This window comes from Streptomyces sp. NPDC004327 (assembly GCF_042873935.1).
Classification (GTDB): Bacteria; Actinomycetota; Actinomycetes; order Streptomycetales; family Streptomycetaceae; genus Streptomyces.
The window spans coordinates 123,812-144,667 of the sequence record NZ_JBIAME010000001.1; the positions used below are offsets into that span (position 1 = coordinate 123,812).

Sequence of the window (20,856 nt, forward strand, 5' to 3'; positions counted from 1 at the left end):
GCCCTGACCCGCCTCCAGGCCCGTCTGGAGGACTGCCGTGTCCTGGTCACCGGAGTGACCCAGGGCACCGGCTTCTTCGTCGCACCCGGCACCGTCGTGACCTGCGCCCATGTCGCCGGCGCCGAGCCCGGCGCGCTGGTGCCGGTGACCTGGGACGGCACGACGTACGAGGGCGAGATCCGCGCCGCCTCGCCCGCACCGCCCCGCGGCCGAGGCCTGTGGCCCTACCCCGATCTCGCGATCGTCCGGCTCCGCCGCCCGCCCGCCGGCCATCCGTGCGTCCGGCTCGACCCCATGCCGGTCGGCTCCGGGACCGGGCTGACCGCCGCCGGACACTCCGACGTGTACGAGACGGGCGTGGCCGCCGAGCGCACCACACCGCTGCGGGCGGGCGGCTGCCAGCGGCTCCAGGGCGGCCCGATGATCGAGCTCAGGGACGGCGAGATCAACCACGGCCTGTCCGGCGGCCCGGTCCTCGGCCACCACTCCGGCGGCGTCTGCGCGATCGTGAAGGCCACCCGCCGCAAGGACTCCGACATGGGCGGCCTGGGCACCCCGGTCGGCGCGCTCCGGCTGCTCGACCCCGACGCGTACCGCGAACTCGTCCGCGCCCACGACCTCTTCCACGCCGCCGACGAGCGCTGGAGCCGCCTCGCCGACCGGCTCGCCGACTCCGGCGACGGTAGCTGGACCGCCATGGGCCCCGCCGAGACGCGCCGGATCCTCGGCGCCCTGGCCGCGCTCCCGATCCGCACCGAACCGGCCGCCCACCGGGCCGCGTTCACCGCCGCCGCGCCCGCCGGCAGCCGCCCGCGCGAACTGCCGCCGCTGCTCGACCACCGCGACGTCTTCACCGAACTGGCCGAACTGCTGCCGCCCGAGCCGGGCGCGCTGCCGTACGAGCTGGCCTTCGCCGCCGACCGGGCGCGGGAGGCGGTACGGGACGCCATGCGCGACGCGCTGCGCGAGGCGGGTCCGGGAGCGGTACGGGAGGCCGCGGCGGCGCAGTCGCTGCGCGACCTGGTGCTCATCGCCGCGGGCGCGCTCCGCCTCGGCCCGCAGGCCCAGCTCCGCCTCGGCGCGGAGCGGGCGCCGGTCGCCGCGCCCGGGCCGGGCGACGACGGTGCGGAAGCCGGTGGTCCGGATGCCGGCGGTGCGCACGCGGGCGGTGCGGAGGCAGGCGGTGCCGGTTCCCGCGGTCCGGGTGCCCGCGGTCCGGGAGTCGGCGGTGCGGGCATCGGCGGTGCGGAGACGAGCGGTGCGGACGGTGGCGAACGGCCCTCGGTCATCGGCCGGATCCGGCACTCCCTGCGGGACCGCACGCTCTACCACGTCATGGTGTGGCGCTACCTCTCCGCCCGCGACATCGTCCCGGCCGGCCCCGAGTCCGAGGCGCTGCCGCTGCCCCGGGCCGTCGAGCACCTGGCCGCGCTCCTGCCCGAGCAGGTCGAAGCCATGGGCGGCTGGGGCGAGCCGGGCCTGATCGAGCTGATCCTGCCGAAGGAGGCCCTCGACGAGGGCTTCACACGGCTGCCGCTGCCGCCGCCCTTCGACTGGGCGTGCCTCGGGCACAAGAAGGGCGTGGTGGTGCGGCCGTTGGAGCGGCACGAGGTGCCGTCGCTGCACGGCGCCCTGGAGCGGCGCTGGAAGGAGCTCGACGGCCGGCCGGTCGGCGAGGCGCTCGTCTGCGTGTGCGGCCGCGACGACCAGCACCGCACCGCGCTCGGCGCCACCTTCGAGCTCGACCCGACGCTCGCGGCGCTCGCCCTGGCCGGTTCGCCGCGGGGCGGGCCGGTGGCCGACGCGTACCGGGTGGCGGTCGCCTCCGGGGTGCCGATGATGGTGTGGCACCGGGAGAGCCCCGCCTGCGACCGGGGCACGGCGCCACCCTGCCGGGTGCCCGGGTCCGGCGCCTGCCCGGGCAGCGCCTTCCTGGCCGCCGCCCGGGCCGGCCTCGGCGCCAGCACCCGTGACGAACTCCCGGAGAGCGTGCGCAGGTTGCGACTCCAGGCGCAGCTGCCGCAGCACCGCGGCGGCCATGTCGGCGAGGACATCGTGCTCCTGTGGGACGACCCCCGGCGGCAGATACCCCGCGTGCCCCTGGCACCGGCCGAGGAAGGGAGTCCCTGATGACTCAGTGGCGGATCTACCGGGGCGTCACCGAACCCCACGACGGCATCGACCGGCTGCCCGCGCCCCCGCCCTGGCGGGACTTCGCCCGCGAGGACGCGCGGCTCACCCCCTTCGACCGCACCCGTGACGACGGCAACGGCCGCCGGCTCCCGGCCGGCGACGCCTACCGCGCCGACGAACGCACCGTCGACGCCGTCAACACCGCCCTCTACCTGCGCCGCCCGCTGCTCGTCACCGGCGACCCCGGCGTCGGCAAATCCACCCTCGCGCACGCCGTGGCACGGGAACTGAGGCTCGGTCAGGTGCTGCGCTGGCCGGTCAACAGCAAGACCGGGCTGCGCGACGGCCTCTACCGCTACGACTCCCTCGGCCGCCTGGAGGAGGCCGGCGTGGCGCGCGAGCGCGGTGAGCGGGCCGGGGCGGCGGGCCGGGACCCGGCCGCGGGGAGGGCCGGGGCCGCGGGGACGGCGGACCTCGGGCGGTACGTACGGCTCGGACCGCTCGGCACCGCCCTCGCACCGTACGCCCTGCCCCGGGTCCTGCTCATCGACGAGATCGACAAGAGCGACATCGACCTGCCCAACGACCTCCTCGACGTCTTCGAGGAGGGTTCCTTCGAGATCCCCGAGCTGTCGCGGGTCGCCGACCTCCGGCCGGAGGTGCGGGTCAGGCCCGCCGACGACGGCGAAGCGGTGACCGTGACCGGCGGCACCGTCCGCTGCCACACCTTCCCGTTCGTGATCCTCACCAGCAACGGTGAACGCGAGTTCCCGCCCGCTTTCCTGCGCCGCTGCGTCCGGCTGCACCTGCCCGCCGTCGACGACGACGCCCGGCTGCGCGCCATCGTCCGCGCCCATCTGCCGACGGCGGAGGGCGACGCCGACGCGGTCGTCGAGCGCTTCCTGCGGCACGCGGCCAACGGCGAACTCGCCACCGACCAACTCCTGAACGCCGTCTACCTGGTGAGCCGCACCACCCGGGACGGCGCCCCCGACCTGGACCGGCTGGCCGAGCTGGTCTTCCAGCACCTCGACGTGACGGTACCGGCGGAGCGGGGCCCGGCGTGATCGAACGGCTGGCGGGGCTGCTGCGCTCCCTGGGCGATGGGGACCCGCCCCCGAGCGCCCGGGAGGTCGCGGAACTCCTCTGGCTGGCCGGCGCGCTGTCGCCGGACGGGACGGCGGGAGAGCCCGCCGAGGAGACGGCGGCCGACCCCGGTGCGCTCGCCGCGCGCGCCGCCGGGGACGACCGCGCGCGCCCCGGGCCCGTGCCGCCCGGCCCGGCCCCCGAGCCCACCCGCGTGTTCCTGCCGGACGCGGGCGCCCAGGATGCCCCCGACCCGGTGCGGCCCGCCGGGCAGGCCGACGCCCCCACCGAACGCGCCGCACCGGTCCGGGTCGCCGGTCCCGCCACGCTGCCCCGACGGCGTGAACTCGCCCGTGCGCTGCGTCCGTTGAAGCGCACGGTGCCCTCCACCGTGCGCACGGAGCTCGACGAGGACGCGACCGCGAGCCGGATCGCCGACCACCACCACTGGCTGCCCGTCCTGGTCCCGGCCGACGAACGCAGGCTCGACGTCTCCCTCGTCGTCGACGCGTACGACGCCGGCGCCGTCTTCTGGGAGCCCCTCGCCCGCGAACTGCGCGCCCTCCTCGGCCGGCTCGGTGCCTTCCGCTCCGTACGCCTCCACCACCTGCTGCCCCGCCCCGACGGCACCGCCGGCCTCGGCCGCCTCCGCCGCCCGCCCGCCTCCGCCGTGGACCCGACCGGCCGCACCCTCACCCTCGTCCTCACTGACGGCGTCGCCCCGGGCTGGCGCACGGCGACGCTCCTCGGCCCGCTGCGCGACTGGGCCACGCGCGGCCCGACCGCGATCCTCCAGACCCTCCCGGAGCGCGTTTGGGATCAGACCGCCCTCCCGCCCCGCCCCGGCCGCTTCCGCACCGCCGAGTCCGGTGCGCCCAACACCCGTATGACGTTCGAGAGTTACGCCGTCGACGCCACGCCGCCCACCGGTGCCTTCGTGGCCGTACCGATCCTGGGCATCACCCCCGAATGGCTCGCCCCCTGGGCCCGCGCGGTCGCCCGGCCCGATGCCTTCGACGGCGCAGCCGTCCTGCTGCCGGCGGCCGGACCCCTGCCCACCGAGGCCGGGCCGAGCCCCGAACGGCGCGCCGGATTCGAGGAGTTCCTGGCCCGCGCCCACCCCGATGTCTTCCGCCTCGCCGCCTATCTGGCCGCCGCCCCGCTCAACCTCGCCGTCATGCGCACCGTCCAGTCCGCCCTGCTGCCCCACAGCCCGCCCTCCGACCTCGCCGAGATCGTCTATAGCGGCCTCCTCCACCGCGTCGGCCCCGGCCGCCCCGCCGACGGCCCCCTCGACCGCGCCTACGACTTCGCCCCCGGCGTCCGTGAACGGCTCCTCGCCACCCTCCGCCGCGACGAGGCCGACGACGTCCTCGCGGCCGTCTCCACCTACGTCGACCACCACGCCCCGGCCCTCGGTGCCCGCTTCACCGCCGCCATCGCCGACCCGGACGGCCCCCTCGCCCTGCCGGTGGGCGCACGGCACTGGGCGGAGGTGCACCGTCTGGTGCGCAGGAGGCAGGGGCGGGGGGCGGCGGTGCCGGCCGCACCGGTCAGGGAGGGGCGGCGCCTCCTGATCACCTGTGGCGGGGGAGGGCGGGCGGGGGACGCCTTCCCGATGACCGAGGAGGCGTTCGCGGCGTTCGGCTACGAGCTCGGCACGGCCGAGGAGGCGGGGCCGGAGGACTGTGTCGTCGTCTACCACGCGGACGACCACGACGTGACGGAACTGGTGGGAGTCCTCACGACGCTGCTGGAGGGTGGCCCGGCGCACGTCCTGCTGCTCGTCGACGCCCCGCACCCGTGGCCCGTGGGCGAACTCCCTTTGCAGCCCCTGCTGGACCTGGCCGGCCCCAGGACGAACGTGTGGGCGGTGACCACCCCCGCCCAGTCCCATCCCCGTCTGTTCGCCTTGTTCGCCCGTGCGGTCGCAGGAGTCCTGGAAGCGCTGGAGGCCGGGCCGGGCCGGCGGTACGTCGGCATCGACACGTTCCTGGCACACCTGCGGGAGGCGTGCGGCCGGCTGGACCCACCGGAGATGGTGATCGTCGGCAGGAACGCGGGACTCGCCGCGACGCCGCCGTTCTTTCCCAATCCGTTCTACGCCCCGCGCCTCGCCGAAGGCGCGCCGCCGATCACCAACACGCCCGCGCTCGCCGCCGTGTCCTCGTGGCTGCACGAGCGGACGCACGGCGTCTGCCTCCTCGTCGGCTCGCCCGGCTCCGGCAAGAGCACCGTTCTCGACTCGCTCCTGACCCTCACCGATCCCGACTGCCCCGACCGCGACATCCTGCCCGCGAGCACACTGCCGCCGACCGACCTGCGCTATCTCACCCTGGAACAGGCGGAGGGCCGGGCACTCGCCCACGACACTGTCCTCGTCGTCGACGACGCGGCGGACCTCGACCTGCTCCGGTCGATGGAGTCGCGGTTCCACGTCATGATCGTCGCGGCGATCGACCCGATCACCGACTACCGCGACGCCTTCGGCGACGGTCCGGTCACCGTGGTGGACCTGGACAGCCCAGCGCACCGCCTGCCGATGGACGTCTACGCCCGCTGCCTCGCCGCCGGCCTCGCGACCGATCCGGACCTCGCCGAGGAGATCGGGGCCACGCTCGCCGCGCACTCCGGCCGGTCCCATGTGATGGCCCGCTTGCTGGCGCAGCGGCTACGCGCCCGGTACGTGTCCCTGGTGCCGCAGTCCGTCGCGCCCACCGAGAGCGACCTCACCTGGGCCCTCGACACCTTCGTCCGCCGCCTCGGCGCCGCCGAGGAGGAATGGCGGGCGGTGAACCTGCTGACCACCCTCGCGTACGTGGAGGGCGAGGGCGCGCCCGGGACGGTCTGGGCGGCGATGACGAAGGGCCTGGTGGGGGAGCGGTACACGGAGGGGGACGTCCGCCGGCTCGTCGATCGCCTGGACGGGTGGATCACCGTGTCGAGGGGGCCCGACGACGAGCATTACCGCCTTCCGCACCCGGCGTTCGTCACCGCGCTCCGCGCCTCGCGGGACCAGGAGGAGGACCAGGGGCGGATCGCCCGGGCTCTGTGGGAACTGGTGCCCCCGAGGACGGGAGGTGAGGGCCGTGACTGGGCCGCGGCCCCCTGGTACGTCCGCGCCCACGCCTTCACGCACGCGACGCGGGGCGGGGTGGCGGACGAGTTCCTGGACGCCGACGTCCTGCTCGGCGCGGACCCTTCGCAACTCGCACCGGCCCTCAGGGAGGGCGGGGTCGACGGCACGGTCGCCCTCGCCTATCTGGACGTCGCACCGCTCCTGGAGCAGGCCTTCGGCAGCACGCGCCGGGACCTGCTCGCGTTCGCCGTGCTGCGGCACGGCGAGAACGGCCTGGCGGAGGAACTGGCCCGCGGCCGGGGCTGGCGGCCGCTGTGGGCGGTGGCCGACCGGGGGGTGACGGCGGTGGGCGCCGGTGCGACCGCGGACGGGTGGCGGGTCGTGCTCGGGGACCGGGACGGGACGTACGAGGTCAGGGAGGCGGCCACGGGACGCATGGTGCGGCGGTTTCGCAGTGAGGGTCCGGTGGACCGGGTGACCTGCGTGGCGGCGGAACGGGACCAGTGCGTCGTCGTCGCCCGGCACGACGGGCAGGTGAGAGTGCTGACGCTGGGCGACGGGATTCCCCGGGTCGCGTCGTCCCCCTCACCGCCGTGGAGTCTCGTCGCCGGGGCGGACGTCGACGGCGCCCCTCATCTGGTGGTGGCGGCAGAAGGCCGGCCCCTGGTGCTCTGGGACCTGCTCGACGGGCGGAACCGTCTCGGGCACCCCTTCCGCCCGGCCTCGCGTCCCGTCGCCCTGGCCACCACGCGCATCAACGGCCGCGTCCACACCGTCACCGCCGTCGGGCCGGACCTGGAGGTCCGCCCCCTCGAAGGAGACGGCGTCATGCTGCGCCGGCACCACTCCTCCAAGGTGCTCGCCCTCGCCTGCACCCCGGACGGCATGACCGTCACCGGCACCGAGCACGGGATCCACGTCTGGGTTCCCGACCACGACGAGCCGAGGCTCTCGCTGGGACCCCCGCTGCCCGTGGTCCACGTGGCCGCCGCCTCCCTCGGCGGCAGGCTGGTCGTCGTCGGCGCGATGGCCGACGACATGATCCGGGTGTGGGGCCTCACCCTGGCCACCGCGCCGCCGCACACCTTCCGGCTCCCCGGCCCCGTGGAGGCGATGTCCCTGACCGACCGGATCCTCACCGTGGTGGTGGGCGGCGACCTCTACGTCATCGAACTCCTGGAGTAGAACACGCCCGGCCGCTCACTCCTCCTCTTCCCCCTCCGGCTGGATCCCCGCCAGCAGGTTGAACGCGCCCGTCAGCATGTTCAGCGTCACCACCCCCACCACCTCCGCGATGATCCGGTCGCTCCAGCCGTGCTCCCGCAGCTCCGCCACGTCCGCGTCGCCCAGGCCGCTCGGCTCGGCCAGGACCTTCAGGGCGACCGCGATCAGCGCGGCCTCGCGGGCGTCCGTCGAGGTGCCCTGGCGGGCGAGCTCGATGTCGGCTTCGGTGAGACCGGCGGCGCGCGCGGCCGCGATGTGGGCCTGGCGGCACGTGCCGCAGCCGATCCACTCCTGGACGGCGAGCGAGATCTTCTCGCTGAGCGCCCGGGGGATCTTCACCCGCTTCATCGCGCGCGACAGGCTGAGATAGCCCTCGAGGACGGCGGGGGAGTGGGCCATCGTCGACACCATCTCGCCCGCCGAACCGTGCCGCTCGACGATGTCGGCCAGCAGTTCGCGCGCCTTGCCGGTGGCCTGCTCCGGCTGGAGCGCGGCCAGCCGCCGTGCCGCCGTGCCGCCCCGTGTCGTCGTCTCCCGCACCATGCCTCCTTGGACCCGATCTTCCGGTCGTTATACCCGTGGGGGGTATAACGCCGCCACGCTTTTCCGAGTTCCCGCACCGGCCTCGTCCGTTTCGCGTTCTACGATCGGAGGGTGATCAAAGGCGTCATGTTCGACTTCTCCGGCACGCTGCTCCTAGTCGAGCCCGTCGCCCACTGGCTGGACGCGGGCCTCACCGAGGCCGGTCTGCGGCTCTCCGGTGACGACTTCGCCCACGCCGTGGAACGGCTCACCTTCCACGGCGCCCTGCCCGGCGGCCCCTCGCCCCAGCAGGTGCCGCGCGGACTGCGCAAACTGTGGGCGGAGCGCGACCTCGACACGGAACGGCACCGTGCCGCGTACACGGCGCTGATCCGCGCGGCGGGCGTCACCGACCCCGGGCTCGCCCAGGCGCTCTACGACCGGCACATGACCCCCGAGGCGTGGCACCCCTACCCCGACACCGCCCGCACCCTCGCCGAGCTGAGCCGGGCCGGCGTCGCCGTCGCCGTGGTCAGCAACATCGGCTGGGACCTGCGCCCGGTGTTCCGCGCCCACGGGCTCGACGAATTCGTCGACGTCTACGCCCTGTCGTACGAGGTCGGCGTGCAGAAGCCGGACCCGGCGATCTTCCGCTACGCCTGCGAACGCCTCGGACTCGCCCCGGCCGAGACCCTGATGGTCGGGGACGACCGCACCGCGGACGGCGGCGCCGGCGCGCTCGGCGCCCGGGTCCATTTCGTCGACCACCTGCCCGTCGACCGCCGCCCGCACGGCCTGCGCTCCGTCTTCGGTCACCTCGGCGACGTCTGAGCCCCCAACCGTCCCGGCCGGCAGCCCTGTTGAGGCAAGTGCGCCCGCTTCACGCCCCCGCCGCACCGCCCCCGCGCTCACCCGCGGGGGTAGCGGCCGGTGCCTGAAACGCGAGCGGAGGCACAGTCGTCCGAAGGGTGCGGATTTTCGCTCCGCTCGGAGTAGACGCTCTTGTCCGGGTCGCGTCCGGCGTGCGTCGCTGTCTCGTGGCCGCACCGGGAGCCGCCGCACCTGCGTGCGTTCCGGTGCGCCGCGGCGCGAAAGGACGCGAGCATGAGTGTCATCCAGGACCGGGCCCTGGCCCGGCTCACCGACAGGGCCGGCCTCGCGCAACTGCTCACGCCCCGCGCCCGCCTCCTCGTCGAGCAGACCCACGACCTCGAATACGAGCGCATCGACTCCGTCGCGGAGGTCAGGGTCCGCTCCGTCACCCCCCAGTCCCCGCTCTTCCCGCCCGACTGCCGACAGGGCTACTGGAGCCAGGTCGTCCCCTCGATCACCCGCGCGGACTTCGGCTGGACGGGTGAGACGGCCGAGCCCGTGTGGATCGACGTCCTCGCCGAGGTCGAGGTCGACGTGGTCGCCGAGACCGACGCCGGCGGCCTCGACTCGCTGGTCGTCAAGGCCGTCGACGACTACACGACACTCGACGAGTTCCGCGCGCAGTTCCGCTACCTGGACCTCGACGCCTTCATGACGAGCCACGGCCTCAGCACCGTCGAGGACCTGCGCGCATCGGGCGAGTACCTGCGCACGGAGGTCAGGCTGCGCCGGCCGCCCGTCTTCGACCCGGCCGACCCGGCCAACCGCCGCACCGTCGCGCTGGAGGCCGCCGTCGTCATCGGCGCCATGGACGACGTCGCCGGCGCGGTACGGGCGGCCCGCCGCGTCGCCGCCGCGGCGCGCGACAGCCCGCTCGCCCCCGGACCGTTCGGAGTGCGCGTCGCGCCGTACGCACTGGCCGTCGCCTTCCCCGTACCGCCACCCGGCCCGCCGCCCCCGGAGCAGGGGCTCGGTCAGGCGCAGATCGACACCCTGCTCGCGGACGCGGGCATCGCGGCGCTGTTCCTCACCTGAAGCCCCCGCTGTCCGAGACCTCGCACGTCCGAGAGTCCGCCGTCCAAGACCTCCGCCGTCCAAGACCTCCGCCGTCCGAGGCCCCCGCTGTCCGAGACCTCGGCCGTCTGAGAACCCGGCCGTCTGAGGCCTCCGCCGCCCGAAGTCCCCGCCGTCCGAATTCCCGTCGTCCGTAGCCTCCGCCGCCCGAAGTCCGGCCGTCCGAAGTCCCCCCTCGTCTGAAGTCCCGAGCTCCCCGGTCAACGCGCGCGCCCGGAATCGCCCCTCCCCGTCCCCGGGTGCCGCGTCCCCCACCTCCCGCCGCCGGAAGGAAGCACGTCCCATGCCCACCGATCCCGTCCGCTACATCCGCGTCAAGACCGAGGGCGTTCCCTTCGCCCCCGCCACCCGTGCCTACGGCAACATCGCCATCCTCGGCGTCGCGAACCCGCCGGCCAGCCCGCCCGCCGACTTCGTCCAGCCCAATGTGCCCCGGCTCATCGTCGACCCCGGCGTGGCCCGTTCGGTCGCCGCCGGGCCGCTGGGCGACGCCGTGGCGACCGCGCTCATCCAGGAGCCGGGGCCCAGCCAGGTGTGGGCCGTGCGCCTCACCGACGCCACCACCACCTCCCTCGACGCCGCCTTCGCCAAAGTGGCGACGATGGACGTCCAGTTGGTGGCGATCGCCGGCACGGCGCTCGCCAACACCGCGGCCGCCGGATCCCCGCCCGTGCCCACCCAGGCGATCGTCAAGCTCGCCGAACACGTCTCCGCGCCCATGGGCGACGGACTGGAGCGCATGGGCGTCGCCATGCTCCACAAGGGCGACGCCGATCCGGCCGTGGTGACCGGCAAACTCGTCACCGAGCGGATGGTGTACGTGGCGCACAAGAGCGACGAGGACGTCGCCGCCGCCGTCGCCGGCACGATCGCCGGCTACGAGCCCCATGTGTCGCTGCTCCTGAAGAAGGTCAAGGTGGCCACCGAATCCTTCGGCGCCGAGGACCTGATCAAGATCAACGGCAGCGAGAGCACCTACGGCGGCGGCCCCCAGGGTCAGGGCGTCAACTGGCTGGTCGACCCGCCGCTGATCCCCGGCGCGGGCGTCTACCTCGGCGAGGGGTACACCGGCGACTCCGGGCCCGGCGCCAAGAAGTACATCGACATGGTCCGGACGGTCGACGACATCACCTTCCGGCTCAAGGCCCAGCTCATCGCCTCCATCGGCAACCTCCGGATCAGCCGCGCCGGGCTGCGCGGTCTCGTCGCCGAGATGGAGACCGTCCTCGAACCGCTGCGGCGGGCCGAGGTCATCGACAGCTACGAGATCGTCGTCCCCATCCTCGCCTTGCTCGACAAGCCGCAGCCCACTCCCACCGAGGAGGAGCTGATCCGCAAGGCGCGGACCGAGCGGGCCGCCGAGGCCATGGTGCGGGTCGTCTACGCCGGGGCGATCCACCGCATCAACATCACCCTGAACTTCCAGTAGAAGGAGCCGTCCCATGTCCGACTGGAACACCCGGCTGGAAGTGCAGCTCGGTGGCCGGACCATCACTCCGATCACCAACTTCTCCCCGTCGTTCAACGTCCCGCACACGGTCATCCACAGCCTGGAGGCGGACGGCGTCGGCTATGTCCGCCAACCCTTCACCTTCACCTTCACCCTCACCATCCCGGCGATCGCCTCCGCCGTTGCCGAGCTGACCGAACTCGCGGTCAAGGGCGGCGAGTTCGCCATCGCCGTGGCGGAGAAGAAGGGCACCGACTGGGCGTTCTCCTCGCTCAAGTTCGGCCGCTGCGTGATCAGCGCCGCCCAGCCGAGCAACGTCACCGTCGACGGCGTCCCGCAGGCCACCTTCACCTGCATGGCGCTCAACGTCGGCGTGGAGGAGTGACGATGGGCGCCCCGGACGAGCCCGCCGCCGACCCGGGCGACGCGGGCACGGGATCCGGAGCCGGGACCGGATCCGGACCCGGCACCGGAGACGGCGCGGCCCGGGTCGAGCGGACCGGCATCGCGCTCGTACACGAGGGCGAGTACATCCTGCCCGCCCCCGGCAGCGAGGCCGTCGTCACCCACCGCGCGGGTGGCGGCACCGTCGTCCACTACCACTTCCCCGTGGAGGTGGAGGTCGTCGGCGCGCTCCGGGACCACCAGCTCCGGCGGATCGCCGACCACGTCTTCGACGCGCTCGACAGCGAACTCGGCAGCCGGGGGTGAACCGTGGCGGACAAGGTGCTCGTCGGCACGATCCCGCTGCTGTACGTCCAGAGCCTCACGCTCACCGAGGGCTACCGGGTCGAACGGATCCTGGGCAGCCGGTTCGCCCAGGCCACCCAGCCGTCCACCAAGACCATCGCCATCGAGGCCGTGCTGCTCGGCCCCGACCGGCTCGTCGTCAAGAAGGGCCTGGAGATCCTGGCGCTCACCTCGCGGGCCCTGCTCTCCGCGGCCGGGCCGGCCCTCGCGGCCGGCGGCATCCCGGTCGTGTGCGGGCTCACGCTCAGCCTGGACATGCAGATCACCGACCTGCGCTTCGCGCAGAGCGTGCAGAAACGCGACGCGTTCGACGTGTCCCTGACGCTCCAGCACGTGCCGCGGGCCAGCCTCACGGCACTCCTCGGCGAGGCCGCCGACCTGGCCCTCGCCGCCGGCAGCGCCCCCGTCTCCTCCGTACCCGCGCCCGGCGCCGTACCCCGTGCCCCCGGCCCACCCCTCGCCTGAGCCCCTAAGCCCCTAAGCCCCTAAGCCCCTAAGCCTCTGAGCTCATGGATCCAACATCCCGGATCCAACATCCCGGATCCAACATCCCGGATCCAACATCCGGGACACCGGATCCGATATCCAACGTCCGGGATCCGGGATCCAACATCCCGGATCCCGGATCCCGGATCCCGGATCCCGGATCCACCCCCGCCCCTCCGAGAGGAGCCCCCGTGCCAGCGAGCCTGCCCGTCGACGCCGACGAGGGCTTCCCGCAGTCCTTCCGGCTGCGCTTCGGCGACCGCGTCTACCAGATCGGGCTGTACGTCAACGCCACCGAGGACACCGTCGCCCGCGGCGGCCTCCTCGACCTGCTCGGCACCGGGCCGTTCCTCGTCGTCACCGTCCACCGGGAGGACCCCGCCGGCCTCGTCCCGCTGCTGCGCCGCAAGGCCGTGCGCGACCTGCCCTGCCCGGCCGGCGACCTCAGCATCGTCTTCAAGGAGGCCGTCGTCGACGTCCGCAACCTCAACGGCACCGGCAGCTACGGCTCCCGGGTCCTCGCGGGGGTGTCCGCCCGGTGAGCTTCGCCATCCGCTACAGCGTCACGATCGACGAGGACGCGAAGCCGGCCGGCGGCGGACCGCTCGGCGCCGTCGCCGCCACCGCCGGCGCCCTCCTCGGCATCGCCGGACTGCCGCTCGGCGTCTCCAACGACGTCTTCGGCGGCTCGCTCGTCCTCGACGCCGACATCACGGTCACCATGCAGGAGGGCGCCCTCGCGAGCACCTTCGAGATCGTCCTCGTCAACCCGCCGGGCGACGCCGTCGAGATGCTGCGAGGCAAGCTCGCCCAGCGGGCCCTCAAGGCCACCGTCAAGCTCGGCTACTTCGACGATCCGAGCCTCGGCCGCAACGCCGTCATGGAGGGCCGGATCGTCCGGCTCGCCTCCTGGGTCGGCGAGGACGGCCTCAACCGGATCCGGCTCACCGGCCAGGACGCCGGCGGCTACGCCCTGCGCATGACCCAGGCCGGCGTCCACCGCGCCAGCTCCTGCCAGGCCACCGAGTTCGCCGACAAGGTCGTCACGGCCGCCGGGCTCACCCTCGCCGAGCACTCCGTGCTGACCGCCGACCTCCAGGACTACACCGTCCTCAACCCCACGGCGCTCGCCGCGCTGCGCGACCTCGCCGCCCCGGTCCGCGCCCCCGTCGTCATCCGCGACAAGCGGGTGTGGATCGGCCCCGCCGTCGGCCGCGACGACCCCGCGCCCGTCGTCTTCGACCCGGCCGTCAACCTCGTCTCGTACGGCGACACGCAGGGCGAGGAGAGCATCGTCGTCGCCCCCGGCGAGGAACGCCCGCCGTCCCGCACCAGCATGAACGTCGTGGTCCTCGGCCATCCGGACCTCAGGGCCGGTCAGGTCGTCACCTTCAAGAACGTCGACCACGTCCCCGACGGCCCGCTGCGCATCACCCGGGTCGTGCACCGCTTCGGCGTCCGCACGGGGTACGTGTGCGAGGTCCTGCTCGTCGCCGCGGGCGCGGGCGAGTACGTCGAGGCCCTCGACGGCGCCCGTTCCGTCGTCGACCGGCTGGAGGCCGGTGCCGACCGGCAGCGCCTCGCCCGCCCGGCCGTCGACGTCGGCCAGGTCACCGCCTACACGTCCGCCGGACACGAGGTCTCCCTCGCGTACGGGCAGGACCCGCCGCCCGACCTGGGCATGCCGAGCGTGCAGGGGAGCGTCGAGGACGACGTCGTGCTCCTCGGCAAACCCGTCGCCGCGCCCTTCGCCTTCGGCCCCTGCGGCCTGATGACCCCCGTCTACCCCGGCATGCGCGCCCTGCTCGCGCACAACCGCGGCCTCGTCAACGACGCCGCCGTCATCGGCTACCTCTGGCCGCGCACCCCCGGCGCCCGCGCTCCCGCGCCGGAACCCGGCGACCACTGGCTCGCCCTGCCCACCGGACTCGGCTCCGACGGCCAGCCCCAGGGCCCCGGCGTCAACGACCTGACCGACGCCAAGGGCGGCCGGATCGTCCAGGCCCGCGGCCTCCGGGTCACCGTCGGCACGCCGGCCCTCCCGCAGGTCGGCACCCGGCCCACCCCGCCCGACGACGACTCGCTCACCATCGAGCACCACACCGGCACCACCATCGCCATCGACACCGCCGGAGCGGTCACCGTGAGCACCAAGGGCGGCAAGATCACGCTCACCAACGGGGCCGTGAGCCTCGCCCTCGACGGCCCGTCCGTGCAGGTGAAGTGATGCCCTACGTCCTCACCACCGCCTCCGTCATCCGCTGCAAGCACCAGGGCACCTTCCTCGTCACCCCCTCCCAGAGCGCCCTCACCGTCGGCGGAAACCCCGTCCTGCTCGTCAGCGACCTGCTCAAGGCCACCGTCCCCGACTGCAAGAACACCGACGCCACCAAGGGCCAGCTGCCCTGCGTGAAGATCACGGCGGTTAGCACCGGCGCCAGCCGGCTGCTCTCCGTCCACGGCAGCCCCGTGGCCCTGGAGACCGCCGAGGGCACCACCCAGGCCAACCCCGTCCTCCCCGTCGCCTGGCAGGTCGCCTCCGCCGGCCAGACCCTGCTGAGCACCGACTGAGCGCCGACCGAAGGAGCGCACCGACGCCATGAACGCCCCGGAACCCCTCGGGTACAGCCTGCTCCTCGACGACGGCGACCTCGTCGTCCGCGGCACCGGCCTCGCCGAGGTGCACGGACTCGCCAACCTCGTCCAGGCCCTGACCCTGCGGCTGCTCACCCCGTACGGCACCGACCGCTGCGACCACCGGTACGGGCTGAGCGTCGGCGCGGCCTTCGGGCACCCCGGCGGGACCGCCGCGCTCAAGGACCTGCTGCGCCTGGAGATCGTCCGCTCCCTCGCCGCCGACCCGCGCGTCCAGGAGGTCGTCGACGTCACCTTCGCCGAGGACGGGCCCGGCGGCGCCCGTACCCGGGTGCTGTCCGTGCGCGTCCTCGTCGAGGCCGTCGACGGCCGCACCACCGCGCTCACCGCCGAAGTGGAGGTGTGAACCATGGCGTTCGGCGTCACCGACGAAGGCTTCGTCCTCAAGGGCTTCGACGTGATCCTCGCCGAGAGCAAGGCCCGCACCCGGGCCGCCCTCGGGGACGGCGTCGACCTCTCGCCCACCAGCCCCCTCGGCAAACTCCTGGAGGTCGTCTGCCAGGAGGACGCCGAGCTGTGGAAGCGCATGGAGGGCCTGTACTACGCGCAGTTCACCGCCACCGCCACCGGCGCCTCCCTCGACCTGCTCGGCGACGACGCCGGGCTGCCCCGGCAGGACGGCCGGCGCGCCGGCGACGTGACCCTCACCCTCGGCGGCGGCGCGCCCGGCCGCACCTACGTGGTGCCCGAGGGCACGGTCCTGCTCACCGCCGGCGCGCCCGACGTCCGCGCCTTCGCCACCACCGCCCCCGTCGAACTCACCGCCGGCGCCCCGGCCCGTACCGTACGGGTCCTCGCCCTCGACCCGGGCGACGCCGCGGTCCCCGCGGGCGCCGTCAACGACATCCACCCCGAGGACCGCGCCCGGTACCTCGCCGACTGGCCCCCCGCCACGCTCACGGTCGGCAACGCCGGCCCGTTCACGGAACTCGTCGCCGAGGACGACGACGCCTACCGGGCCCGGATCATCGCCCTGCCGCGCGCCCTGTGGACCGTCGACGCCGTCAAGCAGGCCGCGCTGCGGGTGCCCGACGTCATCGACGCCCGGGTCTCCGATCCGCTCGGCGGCATCGACGTCACCCAGGCGTACTTCGGCGGCTTCGACTTCGGCGGCCGCACCTTCAGCGACGAACGCCGGATCGGCGAACCCTACTTCGCCGAGATCGCCGTCGCCCACCGCGGGCTGCGCCCCTGGGACACCCGGCCGGGTCCCGGCGGCGCCACCGTGACCGGCGTCCGCGACCTCGTCGCCCAGGAGGTCGACCGGGTGCGGCCCATCGGCGTCCACGTCAACGTCGTCGAGGCCGACCACATCGACATCGCCGTCCGCGCCGAGATCGTCCTCGCCGCCGGCTTCGACGGCCCCGCCGTCATCGCCCGCGTCCGGCAGCGGCTGACCGCCGACATCGGCCGGCTCCGCCTCGGCGACGACGTCCTCTACGCCCGGGTGATGTGCGCCGTCGCCGAGCAGCCGGGCGTCGACGACGTCCGCCGGCTCCATCTGCGGCGCTGCCCGCCCGCCTTCGGCCGCTTCGGCTTCGGCTCCGTGCCCTATCAGCTCGGCACCGTCGAGGCCGCCGTGGGCGAGTCCCTCGCCATGGGCCCCACCGAGATGGCGGTCTTCGCCACCGACCCCGGCCTCAGCAGCATCGAGGTGGTGACCAGGTGAGCACCGCCACCGACGCGGCCGCCGGCCCCGTCACGGATCCGGCCGCCGCGCCCGAGCGCCCCCGCCTCGCCGTCGCCGACATGGCGGCGCGGCTCACCGTGCCCTTCGCCCGCGGCTCCGACCAGCTCCACCTCACCGTGCGCGGCACGGGCATCGACCCGTACGGCTTCGACCTGCACCGCGCCCAGTTCGGCAGCGTCCCCGAACCGCTCTACATCCTCCAGGCCCGGCACCGCGTCGACGCCACCACCGTCACCTTCACCGTCACCGGCGGCGGCACGTTCGACGTCGAGCTGCCCGACGGCCTCGCCGCCGGCACCTCCGTCCCGCTGCCCACCCCCGCCGGCCTGCTCACCGGGATCCGTTCCACCGGGCTCACCGGCGCGCAGGAGGACCACTGGCGGGTCACCGCCCTGCTCGGCACCATGGCCCGGCTGCTGTGGGCCGTCGGCTGGGAACGCGACCACCTGCGCGACCAGATCGCCCGCACCCTCGACGTACGCACCGTCGAGCACGCCTACGGCGGCCACCTCGACCGCATCGGCGCCGGACTCGGCGTCGTCCGCGCCCCGCGGGAGACCGACGACGCCTATCAGCGCCGTCTCGCCGTCGCCCGCCGCTGGACCCTGCCCACGCCCGCCGGACTCACCGCCGCCCTCAACGACGCCGTCGGCCCGATCGACGGCGTCGCCGACCCGCTCGTCCTCGACGACACCGGCGCCGAACTGCGCCGCGGCGTGCTGCCGCTGCGGGTGGTGCCCTCCGCCCTGCTGCCCGGGCAGAGCATCGACGTGCTCGGCACCATCGGCACGAACCTGCCCCGGCCCCCCGTCGAGGAGCCCTTCGACCCGGCCTTCCTCGTCCTCCTGTCGCCCTTCGCCGCCCAACTCGACCCCCTCCCCGGCACACCCGTCCCCATCCGCGTCCAGCCCGTCGTCGCCACGGCCATCGGCCGGCTCAACCTCTTCGCCTCCGCGTCCCGCGTCCACGCCGGATACGACCCGGCGGCCCCCGACGCGCGCGCAACCGGCCGCGCCGTGCTGCTCAGCCACGCCACCGTCCCCGTCGAACGGATCGCCGCCCTCGCCCACTGGGCCGGATTCGACCTGGTCACCCACCGCCGCGACGGACTCGTCTACGCCGAGTGCGCCCCCGGCGAACTCCTCGGCATGGACACCGGAACGGGCCCCGCGGCCGGCACCGTCCCGGTCGGCGGCACCCTCACGCTCGCCGCACGGCCCGTCCTGCTGCCGCCCGGCTCCCTCGTCCGCTGGTACGTGGTGCAGTGCGGCGCGGGCCGCGGCGTGTTCGCCCCGCCGGCCGAGGGCGCCTCCGCGACCTTCACCGGCACGGCCCCGGGCAAGGTGATCGTCACCGCCGAACTCCGCCTCGGCTCCCTCACCCTGTCCGCCACCCGCGAACTGACCGTCTATCCCGTCACCGTCGCCGACGGCACCGCGATCGGCGCCGACGGAACCCCCGACCCCGACCCGCCGCCGCCCGTGCCGCCCGGCCAGGCCCTCGACCCCGCCTTCCTCGTGCGCCACGACGACCCCGCCCACGCCGAGTACGGGACCGAGGCCGAGAACCACCGGATGCGCCGCGAGGTCGCCGAGCACCTCGACGCGCTGATCGCCCTCCTGCCCACGACGGCCACCGGCAAGCTCGCCGTACGGCGGGACCTCGGCGCGACGGCGAGCCCGCTCGCCCAGGAGGCCCGGGAACTGCGCCTCGGTCATCCGGCGCTGCCGCCGGGCACGCTCGGCGCGCTCGCCCACCGCGCCGGCTTCACCTACGTGCGCGTCGCCGGCGGCGTCGTGACGGTCGCCCAGGAGGACCAGGACCCGGTCCGGGTCACCGCGCCCGGGCTCTTCATCGACTGCCTGGAGACCGGCACCACCGTGCCCGTGACCGTGACGCCCGCGCCCGCCGACATCGGCGGCGCCGGAGTGCTCGCCTGGTCCACCGGTGACGGCGCCGCGCAGCTCGTGACGACCGCGCCGGGCGCGATGTCCGTACGCGGCCTGCGCCCCGGCCCCGCCTGGGTGCAGGCCGCCTACCGCGTCGGCGACGGGCCCGGCCCGTACCAGCTGGCCGTACGGCTCCGCCCCGAACTCGCCGGGCACACCCTGCCGCCCGCCACCCGAGACCTGATCGTGAACCTGCTGGCCGACCTGCGCCCGCTGGGCGTCGAGGTGGTCACCCGCACTCTGACCGGAGGCACTCCGTGACCGACATCAGTTTCAGCCCCACCTTCAAACACGTCGCCTGGGTGGACAACCGGGACCGGGTGGCGGCCGGCGGACAGAACGGCTTCAACGTCCGCTTCGACGCGCTCCAGCACGACCTGGAGGCGCTGTCGAGCGTCGTGGCGGCGATCGACACGGGGCTGAAGGCGGCCGGCCAGCGCCCCGCGGTGCCCCGGGTGCTCGCCCTCCCGCCGGCGTTCCTGCCGATCGCCGCCAAGCAGCCCTGGGGCCTGAACGGCGCCGGCGCCGCCGTCCGCATCAGCACCACGGACAGCGACGTCAGCGGCGCCCTGCCCGTCGCACCCCCGGACGGCGCCACGCTGACCGCCTTCCGGGTGACCGGCCAGAACTCCGGCGCCGGCACCCTCGCCATCAACCTCTTCCGCTCCCCGCTCACCGACCTCAACACCCGCGAACCCCTCGCCCAGCTCGCCCCCACCGGCACCTTCGGCGACCCCGTCGACATCACCGCCGGCAAGGCGAAGGTCGACATGACGGCCTTCCGCTACTTCGTCACCGCGTCGCTCAGCCACGCCGCCGACGGCGACATCGTCGTCATCACCAGCGTCCAGCTCACCTACCTCGCCAACTGAAACGGAGCCCTCCCCATGCCCGGGAACCTCTTCATCCCCATCGACTACTCCCTCAACGGGCCGGGCTCGGACGACGGCACCCAGCGCCCGTGGAACGGCAGTCCGGTCTGGTACGCCAACAACAGCATCTGGGTCGACCCGGGCGTCGACAAGGCCCAGATCGACCAGGAGACCCATGTCAAGGTCCGGGTCAGCAACAAGGGCGACACGCTCATGAAGGCCGTCACCGTCGACGCGTGGTTCTTCGTCCCCGGCATCGGCGACATGTCCCCGTCGAGCGCCCTCAAGCGCTTCTCGAGCGGCCAGCTGGACATCAAGGCGGGCGAGTCCGTCGTCTTCACCGCCGACGCCAGCCCGGTGTGGAAGCCCAGCGACCCCGAACTCGCCAAGACCCAGGGCGGCCACGGGTGCATCATCGCGAACTGCTACCAGAGCGACGAGGTCGTCGCCAACCCCGAGGGCGCCCCCGTCGGTGAGACGACGCCCGTCGACCCCACCGTCGACCAGCACCTGGGCCAGCGCAACATCACGCTCGTGAAGGTCTCGCAGGACGACGCGCCCGCACCGCAGAAGGTCCCCTACACCACCTTCCCGCCGCGCGGCGGGAACCCGGAGGTCATGGTCAACGCCAGCCCCGCGAACCCCAGGATCGACCGGATCGACCCCACCTCGGAGTTCGTCCTCGCGAGCCAGGAGGGCATCGAGGCGTTCGAGGCCGGCATGGACGGCGGCAGCGGACTCAACCTCATCACCTCCGGGGGCCCCGTCGAGATCAGGCCCAGCACCGACCCGCCCAGCTTCGAGCTGAGCGCCGAGGGCATGCCGCGCGAACTCGGCACCCGGTTCCGCTTCGACGAGGGCCGCCCCGACCAGATCGACTCCGAGATCATGGTGCGGCTGCCCGCGAACGCCGAGATCGGCAGCCTGCACACCTTCGACCTCGGCATGTACGACGCGGACGACGTCCTGATCGGCTCCGGCCTGCGCGTGCTGGTCCTGGTCACCGAGTAGCA

General features: G+C 74.3%; 18 protein-coding genes. 17 read left to right on the forward strand and 1 reads right to left on the reverse strand.

Going from position 1 to position 20,856, the window contains the following annotated elements; translation table 11 throughout:
• Nucleotides 1–54 precede the first annotated feature (54 nt).
• From ACFYU9_RS00475 to ACFYU9_RS00485, 3 genes are read left to right on the forward strand one after another with little or no spacing between them, the layout of a single operon-like run.
• Entirely contained in the window at nt 55–2,130 is a 2,076-nt protein-coding gene (locus ACFYU9_RS00475) for a trypsin-like peptidase domain-containing protein (protein ID WP_389209432.1), read from the forward strand.
• Nucleotides 2,130–3,200, forward strand: coding sequence for an AAA family ATPase (locus tag ACFYU9_RS00480; protein ID WP_389209434.1), 1,071 nt, complete (start codon nt 2,130–2,132; stop codon nt 3,198–3,200). The genes ACFYU9_RS00475 and ACFYU9_RS00480 overlap by 1 nt, the downstream gene beginning before the upstream one ends.
• Nucleotides 3,197–7,483, forward strand: a complete 4,287-nt coding sequence (locus tag ACFYU9_RS00485; RefSeq protein WP_389340941.1) for an SAV_2336 N-terminal domain-related protein — start codon at nt 3,197–3,199, stop codon at nt 7,481–7,483. The genes ACFYU9_RS00480 and ACFYU9_RS00485 overlap by 4 nt, the downstream gene beginning before the upstream one ends.
• 15 nt (nt 7,484–7,498) lie before the next feature.
• Here ACFYU9_RS00485 and ACFYU9_RS00490 read toward each other — a convergent pair whose 3' ends face one another.
• A complete protein-coding gene (locus ACFYU9_RS00490; RefSeq protein ID WP_389209438.1) occupies nt 7,499–8,065 on the reverse strand; it encodes a carboxymuconolactone decarboxylase family protein in 567 nt (188 codons plus the stop codon).
• A 126-nt stretch (nt 8,066–8,191) separates the two neighbouring features.
• On the opposite strand from ACFYU9_RS00490, the gene ACFYU9_RS00495 reads away from it, so the two are divergent.
• The 14 genes from ACFYU9_RS00495 (at nt 8,192) to ACFYU9_RS00560 (ending at nt 20,854) form a co-directional block, all read left to right on the forward strand.
• Entirely contained in the window at nt 8,192–8,875 is a 684-nt protein-coding gene (locus tag ACFYU9_RS00495; RefSeq protein WP_389210362.1) for an HAD family hydrolase, read from the forward strand.
• 273 nt (nt 8,876–9,148) lie between these two features.
• Nucleotides 9,149–9,952, forward strand: a complete 804-nt coding sequence (locus tag ACFYU9_RS00500) for a hypothetical protein (protein WP_389340944.1) — start codon at nt 9,149–9,151, stop codon at nt 9,950–9,952.
• 322 nt (nt 9,953–10,274) lie between these two features.
• The gene (locus ACFYU9_RS00505) at nt 10,275–11,420 is read left to right on the forward strand and encodes a hypothetical protein (RefSeq protein WP_389340947.1); all 1,146 of its coding nucleotides are present in this window, start codon (nt 10,275–10,277) and stop codon (nt 11,418–11,420) included.
• Between the two features lie 13 nt (nt 11,421–11,433).
• Nucleotides 11,434–11,826 (forward strand): hypothetical protein, encoded by a 393-nt coding sequence (locus ACFYU9_RS00510; RefSeq protein WP_389209444.1) that lies wholly within the window; start codon nt 11,434–11,436, stop codon nt 11,824–11,826.
• Between the two features lie 2 nt (nt 11,827–11,828).
• A complete protein-coding gene (locus ACFYU9_RS00515; RefSeq protein WP_389340950.1) occupies nt 11,829–12,152 on the forward strand; it encodes a hypothetical protein in 324 nt (107 codons plus the stop codon).
• A gap of 3 nt (nt 12,153–12,155) precedes the next feature.
• Complete coding sequence (locus ACFYU9_RS00520) at nt 12,156–12,656, forward strand: hypothetical protein (protein ID WP_389209448.1); 501 nt, start codon at nt 12,156–12,158, stop codon at nt 12,654–12,656.
• A gap of 212 nt (nt 12,657–12,868) precedes the next feature.
• Nucleotides 12,869–13,219 carry a hypothetical protein gene (locus ACFYU9_RS00525; RefSeq protein ID WP_389209449.1) on the forward strand — a complete coding sequence of 117 codons (351 nt, stop codon included), beginning with the start codon at nt 12,869–12,871 and terminating at the stop codon, nt 13,217–13,219.
• Nucleotides 13,216–14,904 carry a hypothetical protein gene (locus tag ACFYU9_RS00530; protein WP_389340953.1) on the forward strand — a complete coding sequence of 563 codons (1,689 nt, stop codon included), beginning with the start codon at nt 13,216–13,218 and terminating at the stop codon, nt 14,902–14,904. Before ACFYU9_RS00525 ends, ACFYU9_RS00530 begins: the two co-directional genes overlap by 4 nt.
• Complete coding sequence (locus tag ACFYU9_RS00535; RefSeq protein WP_389209453.1) at nt 14,904–15,248, forward strand: hypothetical protein; 345 nt, start codon at nt 14,904–14,906, stop codon at nt 15,246–15,248. The genes ACFYU9_RS00530 and ACFYU9_RS00535 overlap by 1 nt, the downstream gene beginning before the upstream one ends.
• A gap of 28 nt (nt 15,249–15,276) precedes the next feature.
• Nucleotides 15,277–15,678: a hypothetical protein gene (locus tag ACFYU9_RS00540; protein WP_389209455.1), complete on the forward strand. Its 402-nt coding sequence runs from the start codon at nt 15,277–15,279 to the stop codon at nt 15,676–15,678.
• A gap of 3 nt (nt 15,679–15,681) precedes the next feature.
• Nucleotides 15,682–17,001, forward strand: a complete 1,320-nt coding sequence (locus ACFYU9_RS00545) for a baseplate J/gp47 family protein (RefSeq protein ID WP_389340956.1) — start codon at nt 15,682–15,684, stop codon at nt 16,999–17,001.
• Nucleotides 16,998–19,232: a hypothetical protein gene (locus ACFYU9_RS00550; RefSeq protein WP_389340959.1), complete on the forward strand. Its 2,235-nt coding sequence runs from the start codon at nt 16,998–17,000 to the stop codon at nt 19,230–19,232. The genes ACFYU9_RS00545 and ACFYU9_RS00550 overlap by 4 nt, the downstream gene beginning before the upstream one ends.
• Entirely contained in the window at nt 19,229–19,843 is a 615-nt protein-coding gene (locus tag ACFYU9_RS00555) for a hypothetical protein (protein ID WP_389209461.1), read from the forward strand. Before ACFYU9_RS00550 ends, ACFYU9_RS00555 begins: the two co-directional genes overlap by 4 nt.
• Before the next feature lie 15 nt (nt 19,844–19,858).
• Nucleotides 19,859–20,854 carry a hypothetical protein gene (locus ACFYU9_RS00560; RefSeq protein WP_389209463.1) on the forward strand — a complete coding sequence of 332 codons (996 nt, stop codon included), beginning with the start codon at nt 19,859–19,861 and terminating at the stop codon, nt 20,852–20,854.
• The last annotated feature ends 2 nt before the right edge of the window (nt 20,855–20,856 follow it).

What these genes read in the sequence shown, in the direction of transcription:
- ACFYU9_RS00480 (WP_389209434.1), top strand. Translation starts at nt 2,130, where the DNA reads ATGACTCAGTGGCGGATCTACCGGGGCGTCACCGAACCCCACGACGGC.
- ACFYU9_RS00490 (WP_389209438.1), bottom strand. Translation starts at nt 8,065, where the DNA reads ATGGTGCGGGAGACGACGACACGGGGCGGCACGGCGGCACGGCGGCTG.
- ACFYU9_RS00495 (WP_389210362.1), top strand. Translation starts at nt 8,192, where the DNA reads ATGTTCGACTTCTCCGGCACGCTGCTCCTAGTCGAGCCCGTCGCCCAC.
- ACFYU9_RS00500 (WP_389340944.1), top strand. Translation starts at nt 9,149, where the DNA reads ATGAGTGTCATCCAGGACCGGGCCCTGGCCCGGCTCACCGACAGGGCC.
- ACFYU9_RS00505 (WP_389340947.1), top strand. Translation starts at nt 10,275, where the DNA reads ATGCCCACCGATCCCGTCCGCTACATCCGCGTCAAGACCGAGGGCGTT.
- ACFYU9_RS00510 (WP_389209444.1), top strand. Translation starts at nt 11,434, where the DNA reads ATGTCCGACTGGAACACCCGGCTGGAAGTGCAGCTCGGTGGCCGGACC.
- ACFYU9_RS00515 (WP_389340950.1), top strand. Translation starts at nt 11,829, where the DNA reads ATGGGCGCCCCGGACGAGCCCGCCGCCGACCCGGGCGACGCGGGCACG.
- ACFYU9_RS00535 (WP_389209453.1), top strand. Translation starts at nt 14,904, where the DNA reads ATGCCCTACGTCCTCACCACCGCCTCCGTCATCCGCTGCAAGCACCAG.
- ACFYU9_RS00540 (WP_389209455.1), top strand. Translation starts at nt 15,277, where the DNA reads ATGAACGCCCCGGAACCCCTCGGGTACAGCCTGCTCCTCGACGACGGC.
- ACFYU9_RS00545 (WP_389340956.1), top strand. Translation starts at nt 15,682, where the DNA reads ATGGCGTTCGGCGTCACCGACGAAGGCTTCGTCCTCAAGGGCTTCGAC.
- ACFYU9_RS00560 (WP_389209463.1), top strand. Translation starts at nt 19,859, where the DNA reads ATGCCCGGGAACCTCTTCATCCCCATCGACTACTCCCTCAACGGGCCG.